This window comes from Anaerosporobacter sp. (genome assembly GCF_031551385.1).
In the GTDB taxonomy this organism is placed as follows: domain Bacteria; phylum Bacillota; class Clostridia; order Lachnospirales; family Lachnospiraceae; genus Anaerosporobacter.
Genome location: NZ_JAVBNS010000141.1, coordinates 1 through 25,877 on the forward strand (window position 1 = coordinate 1; position 25,877 = coordinate 25,877).

Sequence of the window (25,877 nt, forward strand, 5' to 3'; positions counted from 1 at the left end):
CAGAGGATGCAGGATTATATTATGGAGGCTGCTCTTGGGATAACCAAGCATTCTTTGATTTTGAAGGACATCCATTGGCATCTATAAATTTATTCAAGTATTTGAAATATGGTACAACATTGGAATCGGCTATCGAATATACACCAATTTAAAGAAATGATGATACAGAGGAAAGACTTGATGTTTCAGGATTCACTAACCTTGTAAAGAATCCAGGCTTTGAAGATGCGGATACTTCCATGTGGAAGGTAACGTATGTTGGAGAAACGAATCCTACTGATTTCTTCAATAAACCTGAGGACGCCTATTCAGGAGATATGTCATTCCATTTCTTTTCTGATTCTTCAGATATGGAGTTTTCTATCGAACAGGAATTCACAGGTTTAGAAGCAGGAACATATTATCTTACTGCGTATTCACAAGGGGGCGCGGTTAACGCAGGTTCAACATTTGAACTCTATGCCATTGTAAATGGAGAAGAATTGACAGATGACTTCATGTTGACAACCTATATCGACTGGAAGGATCCTGTAATTCCAGAAATAAAGGTAACCGATGGAACACTTACAATCGGTATACGTGTAAAAACAAATGTAGCAAGTTGGGGTACTATAGATGATTTTGGGTTGTATAAGATTTCGGAATAATGGATTGATGTGATAATAACAAAATGATGTTGGGGTCAAAAGTCATACTTTTTCAGGCAAGCATGAAATATATGACCTTTTGACCCTTGTATTATGGAATAGTTATTTTCTATGCAATCCGAATCATAACTTTGGTGACATAATCATCGCTATTTGGTACAGCAAAACTATCAATAATTGTATCCTCATATGCATCGCCTGTTAATGATATACCGTTATCCTTGGCATACTTTAATAAAATTAAATAGGCATTCGTAAGAGTGTCCCAGTTTCCAAGCCAGTTGATGCAAAGATAATTGCCAGCTGGCTTTTTTAGTACAGACATTTCAACAGAAGGGTTCACTGTCTTAAAATAATATCGATTGTATGTTGTGAAGTCACCATTCTGCCAAGAGGACTCTGGAAGGATAGAACCATAGATATGACAATATAAATGCTGTTCATTGGTAGTAATTAAGGTTTCTGAGATAGCCTTATAAATTGTTTCAATAGAATCTTCTCTTGTCTCAGGCGTAGCAAGCAGAAATTCTTCTTGAATGTACTCCTTATATGGTAAATTAAAGGGAGTTTGAAAAGATTGTTCCACATTAGCTATATGATTTGAAAGCATTTGATCAATTAGTTGAAGGTTTTTAAGCTTCTCCCTAAGAAGATTTTGCTGTTCTTTAAGGAGTAAGCATAGATTCTCTGGGGAGCGTGAAGAAAGATAATCTTTGATTTCACTCAATTTCATACCAAGTTCACTCAAGGAAAGAATGATTTCCAATTCTGGGCTTTGCTCATAGGAGTAAAAGCGGTAGTCATTCTCACCTTTGACAGCAGGAGAAAAAAGACCGATTTCATCATAGTATTGTAGTAAACGTTTTGTCGTCTTGTGTAGTTTTGCCATCTGACCTGTTGTAAGAAGTAAATGTTCTTGCATAGAAACCTCCTTGGTTTGAAGTTTAATCGTTTCTTAATTGACAATCACGCAACGTGACACCTTATGATTCGATTATACAACAAAACAAAGGAGCTGAGAATATGCAGATTGAACTAAAGGAGTTAGAAAGAAAAGATTATAAGAAAGCAATTGATTTTGCTGTTAAGGGGATGCATTTTAACCAGTATATAGAGAACAAAAAAGAACTATATCTGTACGGAAAATATTTTTTGTATATGGAGATGCAAAGAGCAACACAGATGGTTGCTGCTTACATGGGAGAAAACCTTGTAGGGCTAGTGTTAGCTGATGTGAAGGGAGAATCAAAACGGTATCAATCGATTGGGAAAGGTCTCTATGTGAAAGTTATGGAGTTGATAATGAAAGTTATAGTAAAAGACCCTGTGTCTTCCTATGACAAAGCAAACAAGAAGATGTTGCAGGAGTATAAAGAGAATGCAAATCTTGATGGAGAAATATGTTTTGTAGTTGCAGATCCTACGATACAGGGAAAAGGTATCGGTTCTTACATGATGAAAGAACTGGAACGACGAGAAGCCGGCAAGCGGCTATATCTATTTACAGATAGTAATTGTACCTATCATTTTTATGAGCACCGTGGATTTGAGAGGGTTGGAAGTCAGGATATTATGCTACAGCTTGGAAAAAAAGAAGTTCCGTTGACATGCTTTTTATTTAGTAAGCGAATGGTAGGTGAAAATGAGGTTGAATAAGATGTCTATGTTAGTAAAAGAAGAAGTGAATACAGGGAGACAATTTGAGTTTGATGTGGCAAAGACCTTCGCAATTTTTTTTATGGTAATCGTTCATGTATGTGACAATATGAGTACTTTGGACAGTAGCATCATGCCACAAAGCTTTTTACATTTGGTTATTGAATTTTTGGGAGCGCCTATGGCAGCTCCGATGTTTATGTTTGCAATGGGAATAGGAATGGTATATACAAAGCATGATTCGGTAAAAGATTTCGTTAGACGTGGCGTTAAATTAATTCTGATGGGATATGCATTGAATTTTTTCAGAGAGACACTACTTATGTTATTGGCAAATGGAATGGGAGTGCAAACAGACTATCAAAAAGCGTTAATTGATACGATTGGAACGATAGATATATTGCAGTTTGCAGGAATGACATTTCTGCTTGTGGCATTGATGAAGAAGCTGGCATTGAAGCCTTGGATGATGCTGTGTGTGGCATTTGTACTACAGGCGGTTGGAACTCTTTTCGTAGGTTCATTTGATTTGCTTCCCAAAGGAGTACAATATATTTTGGGATTGATGTTTTACACGAATCATTATATCGCCTTTCCAGCTACACTGTGGTTAGTATATCCAGTTATGGGGATATGTTTTGCATATTTGCTCAGGAGAGTGGATAACAAATGTATTTTTTATAGAAGAGTGTTGTGGACTAGCCTTTCAGTATTAACCAGTGTTAGTATGGGAAGTGTTGCGCTTGGAATGGATTTTGATTACATATAGTATAGCAGTAAAAGAAGTTTTAGGATTTGGGAGTATTCCGGCATGTTGGGTGATACCAGTTGGCGTATTGATTGCTATTGTTTGTATAGTTTTAATATGGTTGTGGAATCGAATAAAACCATTGTGTTCATAATTGGAAAACTTCTCAACTTCGAAAAATTAGTGTATAAAAAGAAAACAATCATGGATGAGAGGCAGGGGAGTTGAGAGGGGAGAAGCTACTTTGCTCTAGAGAAATCTTACTTGCTATGATATAATAGATGTGTTCTTTGGGTACAAAAAGAGGAAAAAGCAAAAAATCCTACAGAACAAGTGAAATATACAGGAAGGGATTCAAAAGATGAAACATTTCATGAAATTTAAAAGAATAGCAGCTTTATTATTTGTAATAACTGTGACAATAGTACTATCCTGCTTTGGCGGTACGCTATCGCTTCAAGCAGCAAAACAAAGCAGTGAAATAAATAAGCAAAATGTATATATCTACACGGGAGAAACGTGCAGTCTGAAGATAAGCAATACAACGGGGAAGATTACATGGAGTAGTACGAATAAAAAAGTTGCAACAGTGAATGCGAATGGGAAAGTAACGGCAAAAAAAGTAGGAGATACTACGATAGTAGGCGTTGTGAAAGGAAAAACATACAAATGCGAAATTCACGTTGTAAGTAAATCAAGTGATACGATATATATTGACCTTGCAGATAAGAAAAAAAGTTATACAGCAAGTGTTGGTCAAAAAATCAATGTATATGTATCATCGTATCCTAGAGATACGAAGTTTAAGTGGAACTGTACCTCTAAAAATGATGGAGATTATAACTGTATTAGTATCTATGATGAAATAAAATATATTAAATACAACAGTATTGATTTATATGCTGGAATAGGGAATGGAACATGTAATATCAGCACGAACTATAAAGGAAAAACATATGCAGTAGAAATTAAGATACATGGTTTTGAAGAATACACATCTACGTATCTTGAAAATGCATCAAATCCAATTGTTTTGCATGTTGGTGATAATTATCAAATACCGTATCCTCAAAAGAAATATGATTATGTTAAAATTAAATATCAGATATACTATCCAGAGCAGGTGTTTGATGAAAAGACAAATAAGAATATTGTAATTGATGAAGGTGCACTAAGTGTAGATAAGAAGGGAAAAGTTACAGCAAATAAATTTGGAACAGGAACAGTTAGTATCTGTTTTGGAGAAGAGGCATATGCTGAGTATAATTTTATAATACTTTCTGATTATGAGAATGAAATTATCGCATCCAATATTACAAGTGAAATGAGCGATTATGAAAAAGCAAAGGCATTGCACGATTTTGTGTGCAGTAAAATGGTGTATAAAACAGATTATTTTTCAAATTATAAGAATGATATGCCATGCTGGTATTTTTGCTTGGTGAATGGTGGTGGTGTATGCCAAAACTATACGGTAATCTATCAACGATTATTGAATGCGGTCAATATCCCATGTATCAGGATTATTTCTGATTCTATGAATCATACATGGAATTACGTCAAGATAGAAGATGAATGGCTTCATGTCGATACCACATGGGATGACAAGGAAGGGAAAGAGCCTGTCTATACATATTTTATGCTTCGTGATGAGGAGATAAGAAGTTTGGGAAGAACGGATTGGTACAAATGGTATTAAAACTTACAGTAGAAGAAATAGTGGGGGGTGCATGCAATGAAAAGACAAGGTACGGAAAAAGAATGGCAACTATTAAAAAACAGCCGAAAAGATATTATTTCAGGAGCGTTGGAGTTACAAAAAGGTAATGAAGTATTACCAAGCATACTGGGATTTATCTTTGGTTTGGCAATCGGGATTCCCGTTATATTGGCATTGGGAACAACGAATAAACTTGCAATAAGAGTGTTATATACAGTTTGTGTTGTTCTTGGGTTCAATATATTTCTTTTTGTTTGGAGAAAAGTGTTAGGCGTGAATCGGAAAAGAAATGTGTTTCATACAGGATTTTTTGAGATAAATGGTGGCACAATTGTAAATATCGTTAGCGATGGGGAAACAGAAAGTATTTTGTTTTTGGAAGATGATTTGTTAGATGATTGGAAAAGACCATACTTGATTCGTTTTCCAGCAAAGAATCTGGGGAATTTAAAACCAGGTGATCGAATCCTTCTTGTATATGGTTCTGATGAAGTCTATGTCCCAATGCGAATAAATGAACAAACAAAAGAGTTGATTCAGTCAGCAAGTCCGATTAATTTTGCAGAAGTAGAATGGAAACGCCTACAAGAAATTCCACATCCTAGTGTAATTGAGCTTGAGGGAACGCCTCGTTTATTAAATGAAAATGGGAAAAGAGAGTTCGCTAGAAAGTGGAAGAGTGCTTACAGTGTAGGAAAGAAGATTGCAATGGTATTGTTGGGTGCGCTTTTTTTTATGATTATGGCGATTGTATTTTGTGTTATGGTTGCTGATGATGTAATCCGTGAGGAATCATTTATCGGAGCGATCGTAGTATTTGTTTTGGTGTGGATGTTATTGACGTGTTTCATGGTATATTTAATACGATGTACGGATAAAAGAGTTATTCGAAAGGTTACACATCAGCAGACAGTTATGTTCTGTTCTTTCTATAGCAATTATGATGGGCATGTTTATACAGCACAACTGAATGTTTATGAAAGAGAAGGGGATAAATTCGTATTCAACACCTATAATACTTATAATAATGTGAAATTGCCAAAAGGTACTTCATATGGGACGCTGATAAGTAAGTATACTGGTGAAAAATTTTTGCATTTTACGAAATAAATGAGAGGAATTCGTCTTTTCTCTTGACACTTCCTCTAAAAGGTGTATTATTGATACTATATAGTAGAAAAAAGAAAATCACTTTAGGAGGAAGCATGCTAATTAATACCCATATTCTGTTAGCAGATAAGTTGCTGTTTAATATAAAAGGCATAGGCAATTGGACGAAGATAAATCACCTTGCTTTTTATTGGGGAAGCATAAGACCAGATATTCATTCACCTTTTGTAAAGGGGACGCATATGTACGATAAACGTATTAATGAAATCGAAAAAGTCTGGAATCATGCAGGAAAATTGTTCCTTGTTAACCGTTTTTTAAGTAGCTATTATCTTGGGTATGTTATGCATTTTGTAGCTGACTTTTTTACTTATGTTCATAACGATGAAGAGAGTATATCTAACTTGAGCCCACATTTTGCCTATGAAAAAGAACTGCACAAAGAGATGTTTTATGCGGATAGTACCGAATTAAACATCTGTTTTGCTGGGGATTTTAGAAGTTACATGGAAGAACTACGAGAGGGCTATTTTTCGGAAGAACATACACCAGAGCGTGATTGTATCTTTATCTATGCTACCACATTAGCCTTAATGCAATGGGTTATTGCTCCAGTTGTAGCGAAGAATCCGGTTTGTGTATAGTACGAGATGTATAGCAATCTATTATTAGTTAGAGGCGTGTTTTTTTGAACTCAACCTCATAGTATAACGAATTAAAATAATAATAATTTCAAACGTAAGCCTGTATTTTCCACAGAGATTTAAGTGGAATGTGCAGGTTTTATTTTGAATACAAAAGTTGCGTTTCAGTTACAAATATTCAGTTGTCAATTACAAAGATTGCATTTACATTTACGAACTGGCATCTTGGTTTACAAGTGACCTTATATATTTTAAAGTGATAAATTTTCATGCTAAAACAATACGAATGTATTGACTTAGTAATGATATTGCATTATTATATAAATATAAGAAAAAGAAGTTGAGAAGGTGAAAACAAATGGCTAGTACAATACAGGTTCGCGTTGATGATGACTTGAAATCAAAGTCAGATGCATTATTTAGAGATTTAGGAACAGATACAACATCTGCAATTAGGATATTTTTGACACAGGCAGTTGCAAATAATGGATTTCCATTTGAGATAAAGAGAAATAGTACAGAGTATAATCCATTTGTTCCAATGACAGAGGAAGAGCTGTTGTCAAAATTGGAGATATCAAGAAAGCATGCAAGTCAAGGGAAATATAGAGATGCAGATGATGTAGTTGCTAACTTGAGGGGCAAATATGGAATTTAAAGTGGTGATGACAGAAGATGCGGAGGCCGATTTGGATCGTTTGGTGAGTTATCTTTTGTTTGTAAAGAAAAACGAACAGGCAGCAAGAAATCTGTTAGACGATTTTGAAGTAACTAAAGGAAGTTTGATACAGGTAGCAGGAAGTTTAAAGGATTGTACAAATCTAAGATTAAAAGAGCATGGATATAGGCGGATTAATTTCAGAAATCATAGGTATTTTATGCTTTATCGAATTGAGGGTGGTATTGTAGTAGTTGACAACATTTTTCATGAGTTACAGGATTATGAAAATCAACTCTGTTAACAAGGTATAGTGGTTATATTATGTTGAAGACAATACCCTAGATATAAGAGTTTTTATTTTGTTTTTATGTGGTACGTTCACTCAAACAAAATAGAAACTCTTTTTTGTTTAATTTATAGAAAGGACTGCACAGAATCATTTCCATATGAATAAACTGAACTAAGAACAAAAATGCGTTGCTATTCAAGTAGCATATAGGAGTTTATATGGATAATATTAGTTATCGTGATGAGGCGATGGCAAGTGCAGGAGTACCCTACGATAATATAAACTGGTATGATGTCGAGGGTCAGCCGTTTGGCGCTGCTACTGGATTTAATGTTATTGTATTCAATGATGCCAACAACATTATTGACATTGAAGGGCCAGTAGCGATAGGAGGAAGTTTTTATAGTCCAAGAGGATTGAGCGTTGGTTTTGCAGGGAGGGGTAACAAAGCAGTCAGTTTTTCACCAGATTTAGTACGTTTTCTAGTCGGTGGAAATGTAGCTATGACGGGGCCATTGGTTGTTATCGGTCATGTGGTTGCAGGAGGCGGATTCCGTGCCGCTAATGGAAGTACCTATCTAATAGGAAAGGATGGTACGAATAATCAAATACAAGAACTAAAGGTTTTGTATCAGGCAAAGGGAGGTAGTAAATATTGGACACCATCGGATAAAGGAGAGTACTATATTATACCGAGCTATGATGTCCCAAGATATATTCCAGCCAGCAGAATAGATGCTGATGTAACAACATTTTTTCATGATGCGAGGGAAAGCATCACATACTATAAAAAATGTTTTGAAAATTTAACTCCAAACGGAGTGGTAGTGGACAATAACTACGAGTGGATTTTAAGAGGAAATAACCCGGTGCAAAACTTATTTCTTATTGATGTAAGACCAAATGGTTTAATCAATAAGGGAATTCGTGCAGAAGTTCCAGAGGGAAGTAAGGTTATTGTAAGGCTGAGAACAGGGGCAAATGCGCATCTGCAGTACGGTCTTTATGGAGAAAGAAGTAAAGCGAATCAAACATTGTATATATTTGAAGATGCAACGAATATCTATATGGAAAAATCCTCAGATATATGGGGCAGTATATTAGCACCACAGGCAATGTTTCATGCACATCCTACAGGTGGTCATGTAAGTGGAAATGCTGCGTTAGGAGCTTTTGCGGTAAATGCGAATAGTGGATTCGAATTTCATTACTTCCCTTTTGTTGGTGGAGTGGCTTGTTATGCAGTATCACCAACTCCGATTGAACCAGTCCCGGTAGAGCCAATTCCAGTATCACCAACACCAGTTGAACCAGCTCCAGTCGAACCGATACCAGTTGAACCAACTCCAGTTATACCAGTTCCAGAAGTACCTCAAGTGTGTCCAGAATGTCCGACGCAAGAACCATGTCCAATACCGTTACCATGTCCAGTGCAGGAACCATGTCCGACACCACTGCCATGCCCCGTACCAGAGCCATGCCCGATACCCCTTCCATGTCCATCCTGCCCAACACCAGAGCCATGTCCAATACCTCTTCCATGTCCATCGTGTCCAACACCAGAGCCATGCCCAACATGCCCGACGTGTCCAACACCAGAGCCATGCCCAGTGTGTCCAACATGTCCGACGTGTCCAACACCAGAAGCATGCCCTGTATGTCCGACGTGTCCAACACCAGAACCATGCCCTGTATGCCCGACGTGTCCAACGCCAGAACCATGTCCAGTATGTCCAGTCTGCCCTGAACCAGAACCATGCCCTGTTTGTGAGGAATGCAAGATTCAGTCGGGTGTCATTATGGGCTGTGTATGGGGATGCCACTGCGATTGTTCGCATGATTGGGAAGTGAAACTATATGAGCGATGTAACGGAATAGATACGCTTGTGGGTTGTGTAGAGATTAACGATTATGGCGAATTTAAATTTACAGTTCCTTTTGAAGGTTTTTATATCTTAAGGGTGAGATTAGCAAATACATGTTATAAGACATTTTGCTGTAAACCAATCATTACGTTTTGTAATGTTGGAGTAGAATGTTTTATGATTGAATAATTGAAATTTCAAGGTCAAAAAGTCATGCTTGTATGAAAAGCATGACTTTTTGTTAATGCTTTTGGGCTTTTTGTTAATGTCAATGCTCATCCTCAAGTTGACAAACAATCCGCGTAAGCTGTTCTTTTTATTGTTTTTCTGTAATAATTATGATAAAATTGAGTTGATATGACAGAGGAAAAAATTACAAAAAAGTACTATTAACCTATTAACAATTACAAGCAAGTAGAAGAATAAACGAGGTCGAAGAATATGACAATAACAAAAAGTAATTGGAAAAGAAATTTTTTCACGATTTGGACAGGACAAGCAATTTCACAATTTTCAAGCGCAGTACTTCAGTTTGCAATTGTATGGTATTTGACAGATAAAACAGGTTCTGCGATGGTTTTGTCAATTGCTATGATGATGGGATTTTTACCGCAAGGTCTCTTGGGACCGTTTATAGGTGTATTTATTGATCGATATAACAGAAAACGTATTATGATAATATCAGATTTACTCATTTCGGCAGCAAGTTTTGTAATGGTGGTAGCTGGAGGGTTTGGGAGGCTGTCCACGGAATTGATTCTTGTGGTTTTAATGATTCGTTCCATTGGTTCGGCATTTCATACACCATGTTTACAGGCAGTGACACCACAGATTGTGCCAGAAGATCAATTGACTAGATGTTCGGGATATTCGCAAGCATTAGAGTCGGTATCGCAGATTTTAAGTCCCGTAATTGCAGCCGTGCTGTATGCTTCTTGGAGCTTAAGTGGGATTATATTTTTAGATGTTATAGGAGCATTACTTGCTGTATTTACATTAGGAATCACGGTAATACCGAAACTACAGCAAGACGAAACGGCTGGAAAAGTGCAACTGATACGAGAAGCGAAGGAGGGATTTCAAATCCTTCGAACCAATAAGGGAATGCTAGGGCTAGTGTTAATTAGTAGTGTTCATACAGTGGCGTTGATGCCAACGAGTGCCTTCATCCCTCTGATGAGTATGTCGTATTTTAATGGTACAAGTACGCATGCAAGTATTGTGGAAGTGATGTTTTCAATCGGAGTTTTGCTTGGTTCTTTAGTGTTGGCAAGATGGGGTGGAACAAAGAACAGAATCTATACGATACTGGGTTCATTTCTAGTAATGAGCTTTGGTTTGTTTGTTATGGGAATTTTGCCAACGGGTGGTTTTTATATATTCGCCCTGTGTGCAGTGTTAATCGGAGTTTCTGCACCATTTTATATGGGAATCTATACACCGTTACTACAAAGCAACTTTGAAGCGAAGTATCTAGGGAGAGTGTTGTCGTTATCAAGTAGTATACGCCTACTTAGTGGGCCAATCGGATTAGCATTTGCAGGCGTTTTTACAGAAAGATGTGGTGTTGAAAAATGGTTCCCAATTGCTGGTGGGTTAGTGTTGTTAGCTGCAATCTTAACCGTCTTGATACCATGTGTGCGAAACTGTGATAAGAGAGTAGATTCGTTGAATGAAAATGCGCAGATAGAAAGCGAAATATCAACAGAGAAGAAAGCTGTTTGAAAAAAATCAGATAAAAACGAAAAAGAAAGAGAATTAGATGGAAAGAACTGAATTTTCATATGCAATTCGACGTGAATGTGGTAAAATATATGTAATTCGTGAGAAAATATATTATATACAGTCAAAGGAGAAAGCTATGATGAAGAAGCCCAGAACGCTAAGTCAGCAAATTGAAAGATACGTAATGTTAGTGGCACTAGTTATAGAAATAGTGATTACTTTAGTCATGGTTATCAGTTGTTTTAAGCTCACCGATTCAACAATTTATGACACAATCCAGTTGATGGGAAAGACAAGTGCACTTGATATTGACTCGAATCTGCATTTGCTGACAGAACGAATGTCGATGTTGTCGCTTGAGGATGTGTTAATGGATCCATCGGCAAGCGAGGAGGAAAAGTTAGCAGTATTTGAAACGAGAAAGACAAGAATCGAATATGTTTGGCTGGCTTGCTACGGAACGGATGGACAGAGGCAGTATGGTGATTCGGAAGCGCCACAAGATATTGTGAATGAAAACTATTACAAGATGCTACAGGTAACGGGTAACACCGTGATAAGTGAACCATTTGAATGGAATGGCGAATACCAGTTAGCGGTAGGTATTGCAGTGAAAAATACAGATAGTGAAGTTGTCGGTTACTTTGTTGGAAGTTACAAATATGATATGTTAGGAGATGTTTTAAGAAGAATCAGTCTTGGAAAAACAGGAAAGGCATACATAGTAAATGAAGAGGGTGCAATCCTAGCTGGATATAATACTGACTTTATTGGAAAAAATACAAATTTCTACGAAGAGAATCGTTCTTGGAAAAACAACAAAGTATTTGAAAAGATAAAAGACGGACAAAGTGGTTCTGGAAGAATAACATTAAACCATGTAAGTTATTATGTATCCTATGCACCGATTCCAGGAACAAACTGGATGTTGCTAATTGATGCACCAAGAAGTGAATTTCTTGGAATTGTTATAATTGCTATCGTAGTGATACTTGTAGTATCGGGGATAATCTTGATTGGCTCGGGAATATTTGTACGGCGTTTTGCTAAGAAAATCTCGGAAACACTTGGTGGAGCAAGCCATCGTCTTGAGGAACTATCAAAAGGTGACTTAAACAGTGAAGTGGTTTATAGCAATCGTGGAGATGAGATTGATATATTGACAAGGTCATTGGGAAGGACAGTTGAGACACTCAATGATTATATTGGAAACATAGAGGTGACGCTAGAGGCATTATCAGAAGGTAATTATAAGTACCAAATAGAGGGCGACTTCGAAGGTGATTTTGCGTCAATCAAGACAGCACTTGTCAACATTGCGCGTGCACTAAACAGAACAATGAAACAGGTTAGCAAAGCATCTATGAAAGTGAGCGACGAATCTGTATTAATCTCTGACTTTGCAGGACAATTACTAAGTGGATCGCAGGAACAATCCAGTGCATTGGTGGGCTTGCAACATAGTGTGAGTGTTGTTACGGATAAATCGAATGAAATTGATGATAATTCCCGTCAAGTAGCGCAGTGTGCCCTAGAAGCTGGCGAAAAGGTAACACAGGGAAATCAACAGATGACATTAATGTTGAATACGATGAATGATATCTGCAACAGCATGAATGAGATTACGGTAATCAGTCAAATGATTGAAAAGATATCTTCTAAAACGAAAATGCTTTCTCTTAACGCGTCCATAGAAGCAGCAAGGGTAGGAGAAGCAGGCAAGGGATTTGCAGTTGTAGCAGAGCAGATTGGCTTACTATCCGAGCAGACGGTAGAGGCATTGCGACAAACAAGTGGAATTATTGAACATGCAAACCAATCAATTCAACACGGTATGGAGGCAACGCAGAAGACAGCAGGTTCTTTAGATGAAATTGCGCAGGCATCCGAACAATTTGCAACAATTTCAGCGGTATTAACTGATATTGTTGAACAACAGAAGACGGTAATAGAAGAAATTAATTCTGGAATTGTATCCGTAATGGATATTGCATCGACTAACGAACATTTAGCAGAGAGAACAAGGGAAAAGACAGAAGAATCCTTAGAACTTGCGCAGTCCTTACGAGAATATGTTGCACAAGTGAAGTTAAAGGAAGGAGAGGATACGAATGAAGCATAGACGATATGTTTTTCTCATAGTACTTATAGTTACATTTGCTAGTGTAATGACTGGCTGTGGTAGCAAAAAGATGAAGGATGGATTCTATACGGCAGAAATGGCGGAATTCTCTAAAGGTTGGAAGGAGTATGTCTGTATTCTTGTTAATGATGGAGTAATCGTTTCGGTTGAGTATGACGCAAAGGATCAAAGTGGATTTATTAAAGCATGGGACAATGAATATATGCGAAATATGAATGGGATTAAAGGTACTTATCCAAACCGATATGTTAGAGAGCTAGCAGGGCAACTGATAACGGATCAGAATGCAGATAGCATTGATGTTGTCAGTGGTGCTTCCCATTCATCTAGTACATTCGAACAATTGGCTATGGCGGTTATAGAGCAGGCGAAAAAGGGTGATACGAGTAAGGTGATTGTAGATACAGAGTAGCAATGGAGTATGTCAGAGTAGAAAGGGGGATGACAAGGGTATGATGTTTGGTGTGAATAATTCGAATGTTAGAAAGATAAGCATAAAAGACACAGATGGAAAAGTTACAGGGACAATATCGATTACAAAACCAACGAAGAAGAAACAGAGGAAAGTGCAGTATAATTTTAAAGAATTGTCCGGTCAGCTTATGAGAGCAAAAACGATGGGCAATACGAGTCAAGTTGCAGCAAAAGCGCGAGGAAAGATTGCACAATTGCGTAAAAACTTACGAAGTGGAGAGTATGACGATAAAAAAATCGAAAATGCAATTAATCATGCGGAGAAAATGATTCGTATTGCACAAAAGCGCATGAAACATTTGCGGGAAGAGGATAATGAAAAGAAGCAACATAGAGTCTCTCAAACTAGAAAAGAAAAAACAAAAACGGTAAGCAAAGAGAGTATCCGCAGAGAAGCATTAAAGAAAGTGGACAAATCGTCGGATTCCTTAACGCGTATGTCTGCAAAGAATATGGATCCGTATGAATTGGAGCGTTTAAAGAAGAAGCATAGATCTGAGGAAATGCGAGAAATAAGAGAAGCTGATTTGAAGTATATAAAAGCAATGCATGAAAGGCAGGAAAACGACGAGCAAGCTATATCAAGTGGGGTATCTTGTGAAATTAGTGGAGTGGAGATGCCTGTAACAGCAGAAGAACCTCCTGTAAGTGTGGAGGGTGGGAATTTTGATTTGACGATATAAATATAAACTTTAGAGAAGTGCTTCTTCGGAGGCGCTTTTTCTGTGGTTTGTGGAGGAATTGGAAATTAATATAAAAGAAAAAATTGATAAATAATTCCAAGTGTGATAGAATAGATATCAATTTGAAAGTGGAGGTTTTTTATGTTTAAGAAAATAACGATATTAAGTTTCATAACGATATGCTGTGTCTCATTTGCAGGTTGTGGAAAAAATACTACAAAAGATAAAACGTCTACAGAAACAATTGTATCAGAAGTGGAGAACACAGAGAATGCTAATAAGTCGGGAACGGATGTTGAAAGCTATTCAATGTCAACTTACACAGAAGCACCAAACGAAAAAAGTTCAATAAAGATTGAATATCCAAGTTTTGTTGGCAATAATGTTGATGCGTTAAACACATTAGTCTATGATAAAGTGCAGAGCTTGGCAAAGATTGATACATCACTATTCTCAAGTGATAGTGCTTTGACCATTGATTATCAGTCGGCAGTTACATTACAAAATAGTAAAATAGTAAGTATTATATTCTGGGGAACATCGAATATTGAAGGTAGTGCATATCCAGTTACCAATCTGTTTGCACTTAACATAGACTTACAATCTATGAAAGAAGTTACCCTTAAAGAGTTATATACAATCAATGATGAGTTTGAAAAGGTATTTTTTGAAAAGGCATATTTCCCTACGAATCCAATAACTTCATACGATGAAGCGAGTTTTCCAGAGATGCTCAAACTTCAATCATCGGAATATCAAACAGTGGATCCTTTTAGTATAGATAATAACGTTTCCTTTTTCCTTAAACCGGACGGTATTGTGCTAAGTATGCCAGCTACACATGCAACAGGAAGTGATCATATTGAAGCGGAGCTTAATTACAGTGATATACAGCAATTCTATCAACTGAAACAAAATTATTGGCAAGAGTAATAAGATATAAATAACGCTCGACCAAGGGTTCCTTGTCCCTTTGTCGAGCGTTTTGCTTTACTATATCATGTGGTTTGTTACAATTACTTTAAGGTATTAAACCATTTTGTTGCTTGGTCACCTCTTGTTTTATCTTGTGAAGAATTTGCTGGTCTTTCGTAGTTGTGTAAAAATACACAAGCAAGGTAATATGCACTTTCTGTTGACTTAGTGAATTGTGAGAAAGTCATTTTATACGTAGAAGTAGCGATGTACTGTATATTTGCACTTACTTCATAGATGATACGTTGTAATTCACTATCCATATTAGCAACTGGCAATTTTTTGCTGTTAGCCCAGTCAATATATTTTGTTGCAGGTGTCCATTGAACTAAACCAAAACCACCACTTGTGTTATTGGCTTTTAGACTTTGCCAAATACCTGGGTTAATTGTACTTTCTGTTTGCATGTTTCCAAGCATACCGCAAACAGCATTTTTAGTCCAACCTTTGCCTCGTAAATAGTTTAAGATATATTGAGCATTTGCAGTCATTTGACTTGTTGTTAAATAACTATTGCTGCAATATGTTGTTCCAGAAGGGGTACTACCTGAAACTGCTGCATCGAGTGCTGTAAGAGTGTTTTTACCTGCTTTACCATCTTTCGTAAGACCTTTTGCACCTTGGAAGTTTACTACTGCTGTGTTTGTTCCGCTACCGAATTTACCATCAGGTGTGCCACAGTTATATCCTACTGAGTTTAATTTTGTTTGCATAGTTGCTACTCCTGCACTGTAACGAAGTAAGTCGTCCTGCATAAAGTATCCTGTTCCTCCTAGTACTTGTGCGTATGTGTACGCTGCGTTGTTATAACTTGCCATGTTTGTTTCTCCTTTTTCATTTTAATTTTTTTTTGTTTTGTTGAACTTGCAAATTCACTAGGTAAAAAGGAAATAATTGTTTGTTTGTAAACTAGATATTTATAATTTTTTTATTCGCATACTTGTCCGTTTTTATATCATGGTAAAACTCTTTGAATATGTTCTTCTTTACTCTGTTAACATATTGTCTTGATAATCCCATCCTTAAAGCGATTTCAGCATCGCCAAAGTGATGTAATAAAATATATTTAGCAATCATCTTTTCTTTATCATTCTTATCTTTAAGCAATTCATTGATATCAGTAAAAAATTCTACATCACTATAATTAATAATATCTGAAATCGTATCGGGTACTTCTGTGAATTCATTAAGTAATGAAGATCGTTTAATATTTGCTTTGCAAAGGTAGTTGTACTTATTAATTACGGACTTTTGTAAATAGGTAAGACACATTGCGTCATTATCATATGATGTTAAGTGATAGATGGCTTCTATTAAAGCAAGGTTTAATTCCTGAGTGGCATCTTCTTTTTCCATAAAGTAAAGCTTTTTTGTATATTTTTTTATTAGCGGTTGCATTTTGACAAGTACTATTTCCAGTGAAATAGAACTATGTAATTCATTGATTAATTTGATATGTGTACTAAAAAATTCTTCATCCAAAATTTACGCACCTTCTTTCTTCTTTTTATATAAAAAGTAAGAAAGGGAAAATTTGTAAACGGTATTTTGAAAAAACATCGGAAAAGTTAAATATAGTAATATAATACTATATTATATGAAAAAAAGAGTGTCAGATAAGGTTACATTTGGAAAAAATAAATCTTTATATTGTTTGAAACCATGAAAAAAGGAGGTGTTATGTGAACATGTCTATGAAATCTTTCGTATTATCAATTCTTACGGATGCATTTGGGGAGTATTGGTACGTTTTTATTTCTTATATGGTGTTTAATATACTAGATTGGGTAACGGGATCTTTAAAGGCAATGAAGTTAAGAAATGTATCCTCTTATTTGGGGCTGAGAGGTCTTCTAAAAAAATTGGGGTGTTGGATTGTTATTGGGTTAGCTTTTAGTTTTTCCTCTATGTTTGTGATCATTAGTAGAGAAGTTTTGGGAGTAAATCTTTCTATTATGTATTCATTAGGTTGGTTTACTTTTTTACTGTTGATTGTAAATGAGATTGTAAGCATTCTAGAAAATCTAGTAGTTTTAAATGTAAAAGTACCAGATATTCTTATGAAGAGCTTAAAATTAACGGATAATATACTTGATGATGTTAGTAAAAAGATTTTGGATAAGGATAGTGAAGAATCTAGTAAAAAGAAATGAATATAGAAATGTTTGCAATAAAGGTATCGCAAAGAAGCGGATGCCTTTATTGTTTTTTTGTGGAGAAAAATAAACTACAGGTTTACTTGTATTATGTTAGAATAGATATATAATTGAGGGGAAAGAAGGTATTGTATTATGAAAAGTCTTTTATATCCAAAGATTGATATGCTTGCAACGGGAAAGAATATTAAAGAAATTAGAATGAAAAAAGGGATTAAGATATCCGAACTAATGCAGTATATGGGATTTAACGAACCACAAGCAATTTACAAATGGCAAAGGGGAGAATGTCTTCCTACGGTTGAAAATCTATTTGCATTGAGCAAAATTTTGGGAATATCTATGGAAGACATCTTAGTCGAGAACGATGAGATGTCTTCTTGTATTTTAAATATTTTATGTCAATTGAACAGAGTTACGGTATTAAGAAGGGAGAACGCATATGTCTGAACAATCATTATATAAAATCAAAATAGAAAAGGAAGAGCTAGAATGGCTGTATGTTCCTGATGTTGAGTATTGCGAATATGAAGGGATAAAAAGAAACTTACAGTTAATTATACCGTATAAACGTAATTGGAGTGAAAATCGAAAATATCCAATAGTCTTTTTCATTCCTGGTTCAGCATGGTATAGACAGGAAATGTATAACAACATACCACGACGTGCAGAGCTAGCAAAAAGAGGATTTGTAATAGCAGAAGTGCAGTACAGAGAGTCAGAACTAGCGGCTTTCCCTGCTCAAGTAATTGATGTTAAGAATGCAATACGTTTTATTGATACATTAGCTGAGCAGTTTCATATAGATACTGATAATATTTTTATTGCTGGTGACTCATCTGGTGGACATATTGCACTTTTATCGGGATTGACATATGCACATGGTGAGTTTGATTCTAATTATAATAATAATTTACATCAGATTAAGGGAATCATTAGTTACTTCGCTCCAACGGATATGCTATTATCCGAAGGTGATGGACCAATGGAAGATTTATTAGGAATAAAGCAAATGAGCGATGATTTAGAACTAGCAAGGAGCGCATCCTGTGGGACATATATTTCGATGGATAGAGAGATACCTCCGATTTTGATGTTCCATGGAACAAATGACAGTATGGTTACGGTAGAACATAGTCGCAGTTTTTTTAAGAAATTAGAGCAATTTGATAAAAGTGTTTCTTATTATGAAGTCGAGGGGGAAGAACACTCTAGTGCTTCTTTTTGGGGAGAAGAGGTTCTTGGGATTGTGGAGGAGTTTATAAAAGGGAATGTGGATAGTGAGACACAAGGAAGTCATTGTTGAAGGCAGGGAAATATGATATAGTAAGAGTAAATGAAGAAAGAAGTAAAAAAGAAAATAATCAAGAAAAGAGGAGACAAAGGTGATACTATGTATTGGCACAGCTCCATGCAAAGTCTAAAGAGGGACGAGGTTGCATGGAGATAAAAATTACATCAGAGATAGTATGATATCTAGTGTAATAATTATTTGTCCGTTGGACTTTGCATTTTAATTAGCATGGAAACCTATAGATAATTAAAAGGAGCAAAGTCAAATATGAAAAACATAAAGAATATAAAAACAACAATCAAAGAATTACAACTATTTTTAATACTATGGATTACCCAATCATTTTCATCACTAGGTAGTTCAATGACCAGTTTCGCACTAGTGATATGGTCGTATCAACAGAAAGGGTCAGCGTTGACAACATCGCTGCTCAGCATTTGTTCGTATGCGCCATATATACTGCTAAGTATTTTTGCAGGAGCGTTAAGTGATAGGTGGAATAAAAAGATAACAATGTTAGTCAGTGACAGTTTTGCAGCGTTGACAACAATTGCTGTCTTAATACTGCTTCAAACTGGGAATTTAGAGATATGGCACCTATATATATTGAATGCTTTAAATGGACTTATGAATACAGTTCAGCAACCAGCATCGGATGTTTCCGTTAGTTTGCTAACACCAAAGAAGCATTATCAGAAAGTGAGTGGAATGCGTTCCTTCTCTTATTCCTTGGTAACTGTGTTAACACCTGTTATAGCGGCAGCAGTATTGGCATTTGCAGGAATTAAAGCGGTAATTCTATTTGATTTAATAACATTTAGCGTGGCGTTTTTAGCTCTATTGTTCTTGGTACATATTCCAACTATAATAGAGAAAACAGAGATAAAAGAAACGGTTTTACAATCAGCAAAGCAAGGACTTAGATATCTACATGATAATCGTGGGATACTTAACTTGATATTATTCCTAGCCGCAATTAATTTAACGGCATCTATGTATAACGCAGCTCTTCCAGCGATGCTTCTTTCAAGGAAGGGTGGAGGAGAAACCGTACTTGGCATAATGAATACAATAACGGGAGTGGCATCTCTTGTTGGAAGTATCATAGTATCTTTAGCACCAGCACCAAAAAGTAGGGTGCGTGTAATTTGTAATACACTACTTTTTTCTATGGGAACAGAGAATTTCTTGCTTGCATTTGGAAAGACGCCTTTGGTTTGGTGTATTGGTGCAGTACTTGGCTGGCTTTTCATTCCTGTTATGAATGCCAATATGGACGTTATTTTCCGAAATAAGATTCCAGTTGAGATGCAGGGACGTGTGTATTCTGCCAGAAATACATTTCAGTTCTTTACGATTCCAGTTGGGTACTTCATTGGAGGCGTTATGGTAGATAAGGTGTTTGAACCATATATGGCAAAGCAATCGCTTGAAAGTATATGGATTCGGATATTTGGAGAAGGAAAAGGTTCTGGAGCTGCCATGTTTTTTTCTGTGATTGCAGTAATTGGTGTGATTACTTGTTTGGTCTTTCGAAGAAACAAACACATCTTGGAATTAGAGAATGACGGGAAATAGTACGTTTCGTTGCTGTATTATTAGAAAAAATATATAGAAAAACAGTTGCGTAGTTTATGCGTAACAACAGCAGGAGGGAATTGATGTGGTAATAAATACAGATTGCCCTTGCAAAAGAGAAAAATGTGATAGACATGGAAATTGTGAAGAATGTAAAGCACATCACCGAGATTCAAAAAGCCAGCCACTTACAACGTGTGAACGTTTGAAGAGGAAAGAAGCACGAAAACAAGTGAAAGAATAATAACGGGATGATATATATCGCATTCAACAACGAAGTTGGAAGAAACAAAGAAAAACAAATCGTCAACATGGTTATGACCAAAGGACATTGCGTGAATTTTTCCATGCATATGAAATTGACGATATGGAGTAACAGTAATTAAAGACATTCATCTAGGGACACTTCACATAAAGAAGTGTCCCTTTGGTATTTTATGATATGTGGGGATTGTGTGTGTACTTGACTAACCTATCAGTCTGATATATAATATATCAATCTGATAGATTAGAGGAGATGTAATAAAAATGGCAACAGAAAAAAAGCTTGATTGTGTAATTTTGGGTTTATTAAGTCATGAGGAACTAACAGGGTATGAGATAAAGAAAAGAATGGACACAACATTAAGATATTTTTGGGGTGCAAGCTATGGAAGTATATACCCTACGTTAAGTGATTTGGTTAAGCGAGGTTTAGCAAACAAAAAAGAGAACACAGATACGAAGCGAAACAAGTTAATATATAGCATAACAGAGGAGGGGCGAAATTACTTAAAGAAGTGGCTCACAGTACCAGTAGAAAAAGATGAACTTCGCTATGAAACACTGCTGAAACTGTTTTTTGGCAATGAGCAAGGCACAGAACAGGCTATTTCTCATATTGAAGCATTTCAAGAAAAGATTGAACAGGAATTACCATATCTTTTAGGAGCTGCAAAAGTACTTAATGAAAATATGAATGACGATACTGCTCATAAGTATTATCTACTCACAGTGGACTTTGGAATAAAGACATATCAAACGTATTTAAAATGGTGTGAAGAAGCAAAGATACGTTTAACAGGAAAGGAAGATTAAATTATGCTAGGACATATTGGAGTTTCATATATAGGACTGTTGTTTTTATTAATGCTTTTCATTCCTAATATTATTTGGACAAGAAAAAAACCTCAAGGATACACTGACGAAAACGAGAATAAAGTACTGCTGTTTTTTGAAAAAGTGGGAGAAGTGCTGACTACTTGTTGTGCATTGTTGTTTTCTGATTTTAATTTTCACAAATGGTCAGGCTGGTCTTGGTGGCTGATTTTGGCTATCATACTAATGATAATGTATGAGATATGGTGGATACGTTATTTTCGTAGTGAACGCAGACTGGTAGACTTCTATAGTAGCTTTTGTGGCATTCCTGTTGCAGGAGCAACATTGCCTGTAATAGCCTTTTTTGTGCTCGGTATATACGGTAAAGTTGTATGGATGTTTGTTTCATCGTTAATTTTAGGAATTGGACATATAGGAATACATTTGCAACATTGTAAGATGATAAGCATTAAAAAAGAGGTATCTAAGTGATATTAGCTGTTTTTATATAGAATATTATACATGTAATTCAAACTTTATAGAGAATAAGAAAGGTAAGGTTAGGTATATGAAATTAATAATATCAGATGTTCAAAATCTACCCATTAAAGAAAATGACAACTGTAGAATTATTTATGACAATGGAAACATTCATCATTGTATTGGTTGCTTCGGTTGTTGGGTCAAGACCCCTGGAAAATGTGTTATCAATGACGGATATGAAAACATGGGGAAGTTATTAAGTCAATGTGAAGAATTGATTCTTATCAGTAGATGTACGTATGGTGGATTTAGTCCATTTGTTAAAAATGTATTGGATAGAGCGATATCCTACATATCACCAAATTTTGTTATAAGAAATGGTGAGATGCATCATAAACGTAGATATGCTAATGTAATAAATATATCTGCATATTTTTATGGTACAGATATCACATCATCTGAAAAAGAAACAGCTAAAAAATTAGTGACTGCAAATGCTGTAAACTATGATGGAAAAGTAAACAAGATTACATTCTTGGACTCAGTGGATAAAGTTAAGGAGGTGCTCAGATGAAAATAGCATTGATTAATGCAAGCCCTAAAAAAGTAGAAAGTGCAAGCTCTACAATACTAAATGATTTGAAAAGTGTACTACCTTCGGAATACAGTATAGAAGATTTTTCAATCCATTCACCTTATATGACAGAAGAGGAAATCAAGGAGTTAAGCGATTATTCGGTATGGGTGTTTGCATTTCCTCTTTATGTAGATGGAATCCCATCTCATCTTTTATCTTGCCTTTGCCAGATAGAACAGTATGGAATTAAAGATAAAGACATTCGAGTATACTCCATTGTGAACAGTGGTTTTTATGAAGGAAAACAAAACAGTAATGCTTTAGAGATATTGAAGAACTGGTGTGATAAAGTCGGCTTTACTTGGGGAATGGGAATTGGTTTTGGCGGAGGAGGTGCTTTAGCATCTATGAAAGGTGTACCTCTTGGAAAAGGACCGAAAGCGGCATTTGGTAAGTCTTGTACAGAACTTTCCAATGTGGTTGTGGCTCAAAAATCAAAGGAAAATGTATATATAACGATTGGATTTCCTAGAATCTTATATAAAATGGCGGCTGAGATAGGTTGGAAGCAAATGATTAAAGCGAATGGTGGGAAGAAGAAGGATCTGGATAGGAGGGTGTGAGATTGATTAAAAGAGAAGATTCTACAACTGAATGGATAGAAACAGAACTTGATATAACAGACTATAGAGCTTTGGAAGATGGTAAAAGGCTTACACATGAAGAGGTATTCTCAGAGTTAAGAAGGAAAATTGAGTAGTTCAATTGAGATGTATCCTCTCTTTTTCGTGCAGATAAAGAGAGGATAGTTGTAGTGTTAAACTCTATAATAGGAATATAGACACGGAGGTAATACGATGGAATGGATTGAAAAACTAAATGAGGCAATTAACTATATAGAAGAACATCTAGTAGATGAGATTGAATATGAACAGCTTGGGAAAATTGCTTGCTGTTCTACGTATCATTTTCAAAGAATGTTTACCTATATGGCAGGGATTCCGCTTTCTGAATATATTCGCAGAAGAAAGATGTCTTTGGCAGCAGTAGATCTGCAAGGGAGCGATGCAAAAATTATTGATGTTGCAGGAAAATATGGATACAATTCACCTACAGCATTCAATAGAGCTTTTCAATCCGTACACGGAGTTGCACCTTCAGCGGTTAAAAACGAGGGTGTATCTGTAAAATCATTTCCTCCGATTATGTTTAAGATTACTATTAAGGGAGTTGAAGAGATGAATTATCGAATTGAAACAAAAGAAGCTTTCCATATTATTGGCGTATCACAGCCACTTCAAAAGGAGATTGAAAATAACTTTGCCATTGTTCCGCAGATGTGGCAAAACGCCGTAGTAGATGGAACGATTCAGAAATTAGCGGGCATGATGGATACGCAACCAATGGGCTTGCTAGGTGTAAGTGCTTGTAATGATGAGGAACAATGGAAATATTTTATTGCTGTTTCCACTACGAAATCAACAGAGGAATTTGAGGAATACACAGTTCCAGCCGCTACTTGGGCAATCTTCTCTGGTTCGGGTACAAATCAATCAATTCAGGAATTGGAACAACGTATTGTAACAGAATGGCTTCCTACTTCAGGATATGAATATGGCAATGCACCAGATATTGAAGTTTATCTGAATCCAGACCCACAGAATGCACAGTATGAGGTTTGGATACCTGTGAGGAAGAAGTAAGACTATGTGCTATTATTTTACCAGCCGATAATGATTGAAAAACTACGCTAAGCCAGTAATTACAAGGATTTGAAGGTGATTAGGTGGTTGGAATATCAAAAGAGGGCAGCGGCTGGTAAAAATTGAAGAAAGGCTTGAAAATAAAGGATTTTATGGTATCATTGAAATTAAGAATGTTGAGTTTACTATGGTTGAATAGTAACATGAGATGTATTGAAACATGGTTCTTGACTATAACTCAAGCAATAGACCAAGTTGAATAGTAACATGAGATGTATTGAAACTCACTTAACGAAACAGGATATCAATGAAGGAAAAGTTGAATAGTAACATGAGATGTATTGAAACATCGAAGGTACGACTTTAATCTCTTGTAGCTCAAGTTGAATAGTAACATGAGATGTATTGAAACAACTGTCTAACTTTTCTTTTGCGTTTTTAGTAATGTGTTGAATAGTAACATGAGATGTATTGAAACTTATAAGTGACATATGTATCCAAAGGTGTTCCAAGTTGAATAGTAACATGAGATGTATTGAAACCACAAACATTCTGTTTTCTTTTCGAAACGTTCAAGTTGAATAGTAACATAAGATGTATCAAAAACATAAACATAAAAGCAATCCCTAACACCTTGCATAATATCAAGCAATAAATTATTTCCCCAACTGTCTTTACATTTCTGCCATAGCAACAAGTGCAGATTTATGTAACAAGATGGTTTTTTGCCAAATAGCAAAACCAATTCTCCTACCAAAGAACATTAATAACATTAAAAAACACATACTTTCCACACACAGCCGATTGGTATAAGCCAGTCGGTTTACTTCGTTAGAAGATTCCTAACCAATACATCTTCCATAATATTCATAATTCCTTTATTGATAATGTTGCTTCAAACGGATATAGTAGTTAATAGTGTTCTATGTAAACGAACTATATTCAAATAATAGCCAGAAAACCAAGATAGAAAGGAACCCCAATGAACAATATATTAATTATAGATGATGACATACATATAGGAAATGTTCTTGAAGAAATGTTGACCAAGGAAGGATACGCTGTTTCACGTGCATATTCAGGAACAGAAGCAATCCTTGTTCTATCGCACTCAAAACCAGACCTTGTATTGTTAGACTTAATGTTGCCAGGGCTAAGTGGTGAAGAGGTATTGCCACAGATAAAAGGAATACCCGTTATTGTGATTAGTGCAAAAGTAGATATTGACAACAAAGTGGACTTATTACTTGGCGGTGCAGCAGATTATGTTACAAAACCATTTAACACAAAAGAGCTTTTAGCGCGAATAGCAGTACAATTTCGTAATGCGGTAACCTCTGGAACGACTTCTATATTAAAGTTTAATGATATAACCCTTGATACGGATATGCATGTAGTTACGATAGATGGAAATGAGATAAAATTGACAAGGACAGAATATGCAATATTGAAATTACTAATTCAAAATCCAACACAGGTAGTAACGAAAACCTTATTACTAGAGCGCATTAGCGAGGACACACCTGACTGTACGGAAAGCTCACTTAAAATGCATATTAGCAATCTTCGAAAGAAACTTCGTGAAATAAATGAAAAAGATTATATAGAAGCAGTATGGGGAATTGGATTTAAGATGAAAGCAGAATAAAATATTTACTATTTCTTT

Annotated in this window: 29 protein-coding genes and 1 CRISPR repeat array; of the genes, 26 read left to right on the forward strand and 3 right to left on the reverse strand. The window is 35.9% G+C overall.

What is annotated here, in order from left to right:
- Positions 1-239 precede the first annotated feature (239 nt).
- Entirely contained in the window at positions 240-647 is a 408-nt protein-coding gene (locus RMR19_RS11595) for a hypothetical protein (RefSeq protein WP_310603649.1), read from the forward strand.
- A 109-nt stretch (positions 648-756) separates the two neighbouring features.
- On the opposite strand, the gene RMR19_RS11600 is transcribed toward RMR19_RS11595, so the two are convergent.
- Complete coding sequence (locus tag RMR19_RS11600; RefSeq protein ID WP_310603650.1) at positions 757-1,569, reverse strand: MerR family transcriptional regulator; 813 nt, start codon at positions 1,567-1,569, stop codon at positions 757-759.
- Between the two features lie 101 nt (positions 1,570-1,670).
- Between RMR19_RS11600 and RMR19_RS11605 the strand changes: the two genes are divergently transcribed.
- From RMR19_RS11605 to RMR19_RS11665, 13 genes are all read left to right on the forward strand, one after another.
- Complete coding sequence (locus RMR19_RS11605; RefSeq protein ID WP_310603651.1) at positions 1,671-2,303, forward strand: GNAT family N-acetyltransferase; 633 nt, start codon at positions 1,671-1,673, stop codon at positions 2,301-2,303.
- A 1-nt stretch (position 2,304) separates the two neighbouring features.
- On the forward strand, positions 2,305-3,072 hold the full coding sequence (locus RMR19_RS11610; RefSeq protein ID WP_310603652.1) for a heparan-alpha-glucosaminide N-acetyltransferase domain-containing protein: 768 nt from the start codon (positions 2,305-2,307) through the stop codon (positions 3,070-3,072).
- Between the two features lie 352 nt (positions 3,073-3,424).
- The gene (locus RMR19_RS11615; protein ID WP_310603653.1) at positions 3,425-4,750 is read left to right on the forward strand and encodes an Ig-like domain-containing protein; all 1,326 of its coding nucleotides are present in this window, start codon (positions 3,425-3,427) and stop codon (positions 4,748-4,750) included.
- 36 nt (positions 4,751-4,786) lie between these two features.
- Positions 4,787-5,881 (forward strand): hypothetical protein, encoded by a 1,095-nt coding sequence (locus RMR19_RS11620; protein ID WP_310603654.1) that lies wholly within the window; start codon positions 4,787-4,789, stop codon positions 5,879-5,881.
- A gap of 95 nt (positions 5,882-5,976) precedes the next feature.
- On the forward strand, positions 5,977-6,525 hold the full coding sequence (locus tag RMR19_RS11625) for a zinc dependent phospholipase C family protein (protein ID WP_310603655.1): 549 nt from the start codon (positions 5,977-5,979) through the stop codon (positions 6,523-6,525).
- A gap of 358 nt (positions 6,526-6,883) precedes the next feature.
- Positions 6,884-7,183 (forward strand): type II toxin-antitoxin system RelB/DinJ family antitoxin, encoded by a 300-nt coding sequence (locus tag RMR19_RS11630; protein WP_310603656.1) that lies wholly within the window; start codon positions 6,884-6,886, stop codon positions 7,181-7,183.
- On the forward strand, positions 7,173-7,487 hold the full coding sequence (locus RMR19_RS11635) for a type II toxin-antitoxin system RelE/ParE family toxin (protein ID WP_310603657.1): 315 nt from the start codon (positions 7,173-7,175) through the stop codon (positions 7,485-7,487). Before RMR19_RS11630 ends, RMR19_RS11635 begins: the two co-directional genes overlap by 11 nt.
- Before the next feature lie 206 nt (positions 7,488-7,693).
- The gene (locus RMR19_RS11640) at positions 7,694-9,529 is read left to right on the forward strand and encodes a collagen-binding domain-containing protein (RefSeq protein WP_310603658.1); all 1,836 of its coding nucleotides are present in this window, start codon (positions 7,694-7,696) and stop codon (positions 9,527-9,529) included.
- A 252-nt stretch (positions 9,530-9,781) separates the two neighbouring features.
- Entirely contained in the window at positions 9,782-11,065 is a 1,284-nt protein-coding gene (locus tag RMR19_RS11645; RefSeq protein ID WP_310603659.1) for an MFS transporter, read from the forward strand.
- A gap of 37 nt (positions 11,066-11,102) precedes the next feature.
- The gene (locus RMR19_RS11650; RefSeq protein ID WP_310603660.1) at positions 11,103-13,187 is read left to right on the forward strand and encodes a methyl-accepting chemotaxis protein; all 2,085 of its coding nucleotides are present in this window, start codon (positions 11,103-11,105) and stop codon (positions 13,185-13,187) included.
- A complete protein-coding gene (locus tag RMR19_RS11655; protein ID WP_310603661.1) occupies positions 13,177-13,620 on the forward strand; it encodes an FMN-binding protein in 444 nt (147 codons plus the stop codon). The genes RMR19_RS11650 and RMR19_RS11655 overlap by 11 nt, the downstream gene beginning before the upstream one ends.
- 52 nt (positions 13,621-13,672) lie before the next feature.
- Complete coding sequence (locus tag RMR19_RS11660) at positions 13,673-14,365, forward strand: hypothetical protein (protein ID WP_310603662.1); 693 nt, start codon at positions 13,673-13,675, stop codon at positions 14,363-14,365.
- Between the two features lie 141 nt (positions 14,366-14,506).
- Complete coding sequence (locus RMR19_RS11665) at positions 14,507-15,298, forward strand: hypothetical protein (protein WP_310603663.1); 792 nt, start codon at positions 14,507-14,509, stop codon at positions 15,296-15,298.
- Positions 15,299-15,381: 83 nt separating this feature from the next.
- Here RMR19_RS11665 and RMR19_RS11670 read toward each other — a convergent pair whose 3' ends face one another.
- Positions 15,382-16,158 carry a phage tail tip lysozyme gene (locus RMR19_RS11670; RefSeq protein ID WP_310603664.1) on the reverse strand — a complete coding sequence of 259 codons (777 nt, stop codon included), beginning with the start codon at positions 16,156-16,158 and terminating at the stop codon, positions 15,382-15,384.
- A gap of 91 nt (positions 16,159-16,249) precedes the next feature.
- Positions 16,250-16,822 carry a sigma-70 family RNA polymerase sigma factor gene (locus tag RMR19_RS11675; RefSeq protein WP_310603665.1) on the reverse strand — a complete coding sequence of 191 codons (573 nt, stop codon included), beginning with the start codon at positions 16,820-16,822 and terminating at the stop codon, positions 16,250-16,252.
- 206 nt (positions 16,823-17,028) lie between these two features.
- Here RMR19_RS11675 and RMR19_RS11680 point away from each other — a divergent pair, with 206 nt between their 5' ends.
- The 12 genes from RMR19_RS11680 (at position 17,029) to RMR19_RS11735 (ending at position 25,859) form a co-directional block, all read left to right on the forward strand.
- Entirely contained in the window at positions 17,029-17,493 is a 465-nt protein-coding gene (locus RMR19_RS11680) for a phage holin family protein (protein ID WP_310603666.1), read from the forward strand.
- 138 nt (positions 17,494-17,631) lie between these two features.
- Positions 17,632-17,946: a helix-turn-helix domain-containing protein gene (locus RMR19_RS11685; protein WP_310603667.1), complete on the forward strand. Its 315-nt coding sequence runs from the start codon at positions 17,632-17,634 to the stop codon at positions 17,944-17,946.
- Positions 17,939-18,802 (forward strand): alpha/beta hydrolase, encoded by an 864-nt coding sequence (locus tag RMR19_RS11690; protein ID WP_310603668.1) that lies wholly within the window; start codon positions 17,939-17,941, stop codon positions 18,800-18,802. The genes RMR19_RS11685 and RMR19_RS11690 overlap by 8 nt, the downstream gene beginning before the upstream one ends.
- 255 nt (positions 18,803-19,057) lie before the next feature.
- Positions 19,058-20,368 (forward strand): MFS transporter, encoded by a 1,311-nt coding sequence (locus RMR19_RS11695; RefSeq protein ID WP_310603669.1) that lies wholly within the window; start codon positions 19,058-19,060, stop codon positions 20,366-20,368.
- An 85-nt stretch (positions 20,369-20,453) separates the two neighbouring features.
- Positions 20,454-20,612: a hypothetical protein gene (locus RMR19_RS11700; protein WP_310603670.1), complete on the forward strand. Its 159-nt coding sequence runs from the start codon at positions 20,454-20,456 to the stop codon at positions 20,610-20,612.
- 284 nt (positions 20,613-20,896) lie between these two features.
- On the forward strand, positions 20,897-21,445 hold the full coding sequence (locus RMR19_RS11705; protein ID WP_310603671.1) for a PadR family transcriptional regulator: 549 nt from the start codon (positions 20,897-20,899) through the stop codon (positions 21,443-21,445).
- Positions 21,446-21,448: 3 nt separating this feature from the next.
- On the forward strand, positions 21,449-21,940 hold the full coding sequence (locus RMR19_RS11710; RefSeq protein WP_310603672.1) for a hypothetical protein: 492 nt from the start codon (positions 21,449-21,451) through the stop codon (positions 21,938-21,940).
- A 76-nt stretch (positions 21,941-22,016) separates the two neighbouring features.
- Entirely contained in the window at positions 22,017-22,505 is a 489-nt protein-coding gene (locus RMR19_RS11715) for a flavodoxin family protein (protein ID WP_310603673.1), read from the forward strand.
- Positions 22,502-23,131: a hypothetical protein gene (locus tag RMR19_RS11720; protein WP_310603674.1), complete on the forward strand. Its 630-nt coding sequence runs from the start codon at positions 22,502-22,504 to the stop codon at positions 23,129-23,131. The genes RMR19_RS11715 and RMR19_RS11720 overlap by 4 nt, the downstream gene beginning before the upstream one ends.
- 2 nt (positions 23,132-23,133) lie before the next feature.
- Complete coding sequence (locus RMR19_RS11725) at positions 23,134-23,268, forward strand: hypothetical protein (RefSeq protein WP_310603675.1); 135 nt, start codon at positions 23,134-23,136, stop codon at positions 23,266-23,268.
- Between the two features lie 97 nt (positions 23,269-23,365).
- A complete protein-coding gene (locus RMR19_RS11730) occupies positions 23,366-24,211 on the forward strand; it encodes an AraC family transcriptional regulator (RefSeq protein WP_310603676.1) in 846 nt (281 codons plus the stop codon).
- A 190-nt stretch (positions 24,212-24,401) separates the two neighbouring features.
- A CRISPR array of direct repeats spans positions 24,402-24,817; the repeat unit is 30 nt; unit sequence GTTGAATAGTAACATGAGATGTATTGAAAC.
- 376 nt (positions 24,818-25,193) lie between these two features.
- Positions 25,194-25,859 (forward strand): response regulator transcription factor, encoded by a 666-nt coding sequence (locus tag RMR19_RS11735; RefSeq protein ID WP_310603677.1) that lies wholly within the window; start codon positions 25,194-25,196, stop codon positions 25,857-25,859.
- Positions 25,860-25,877: the final 18 nt, after the last annotated feature.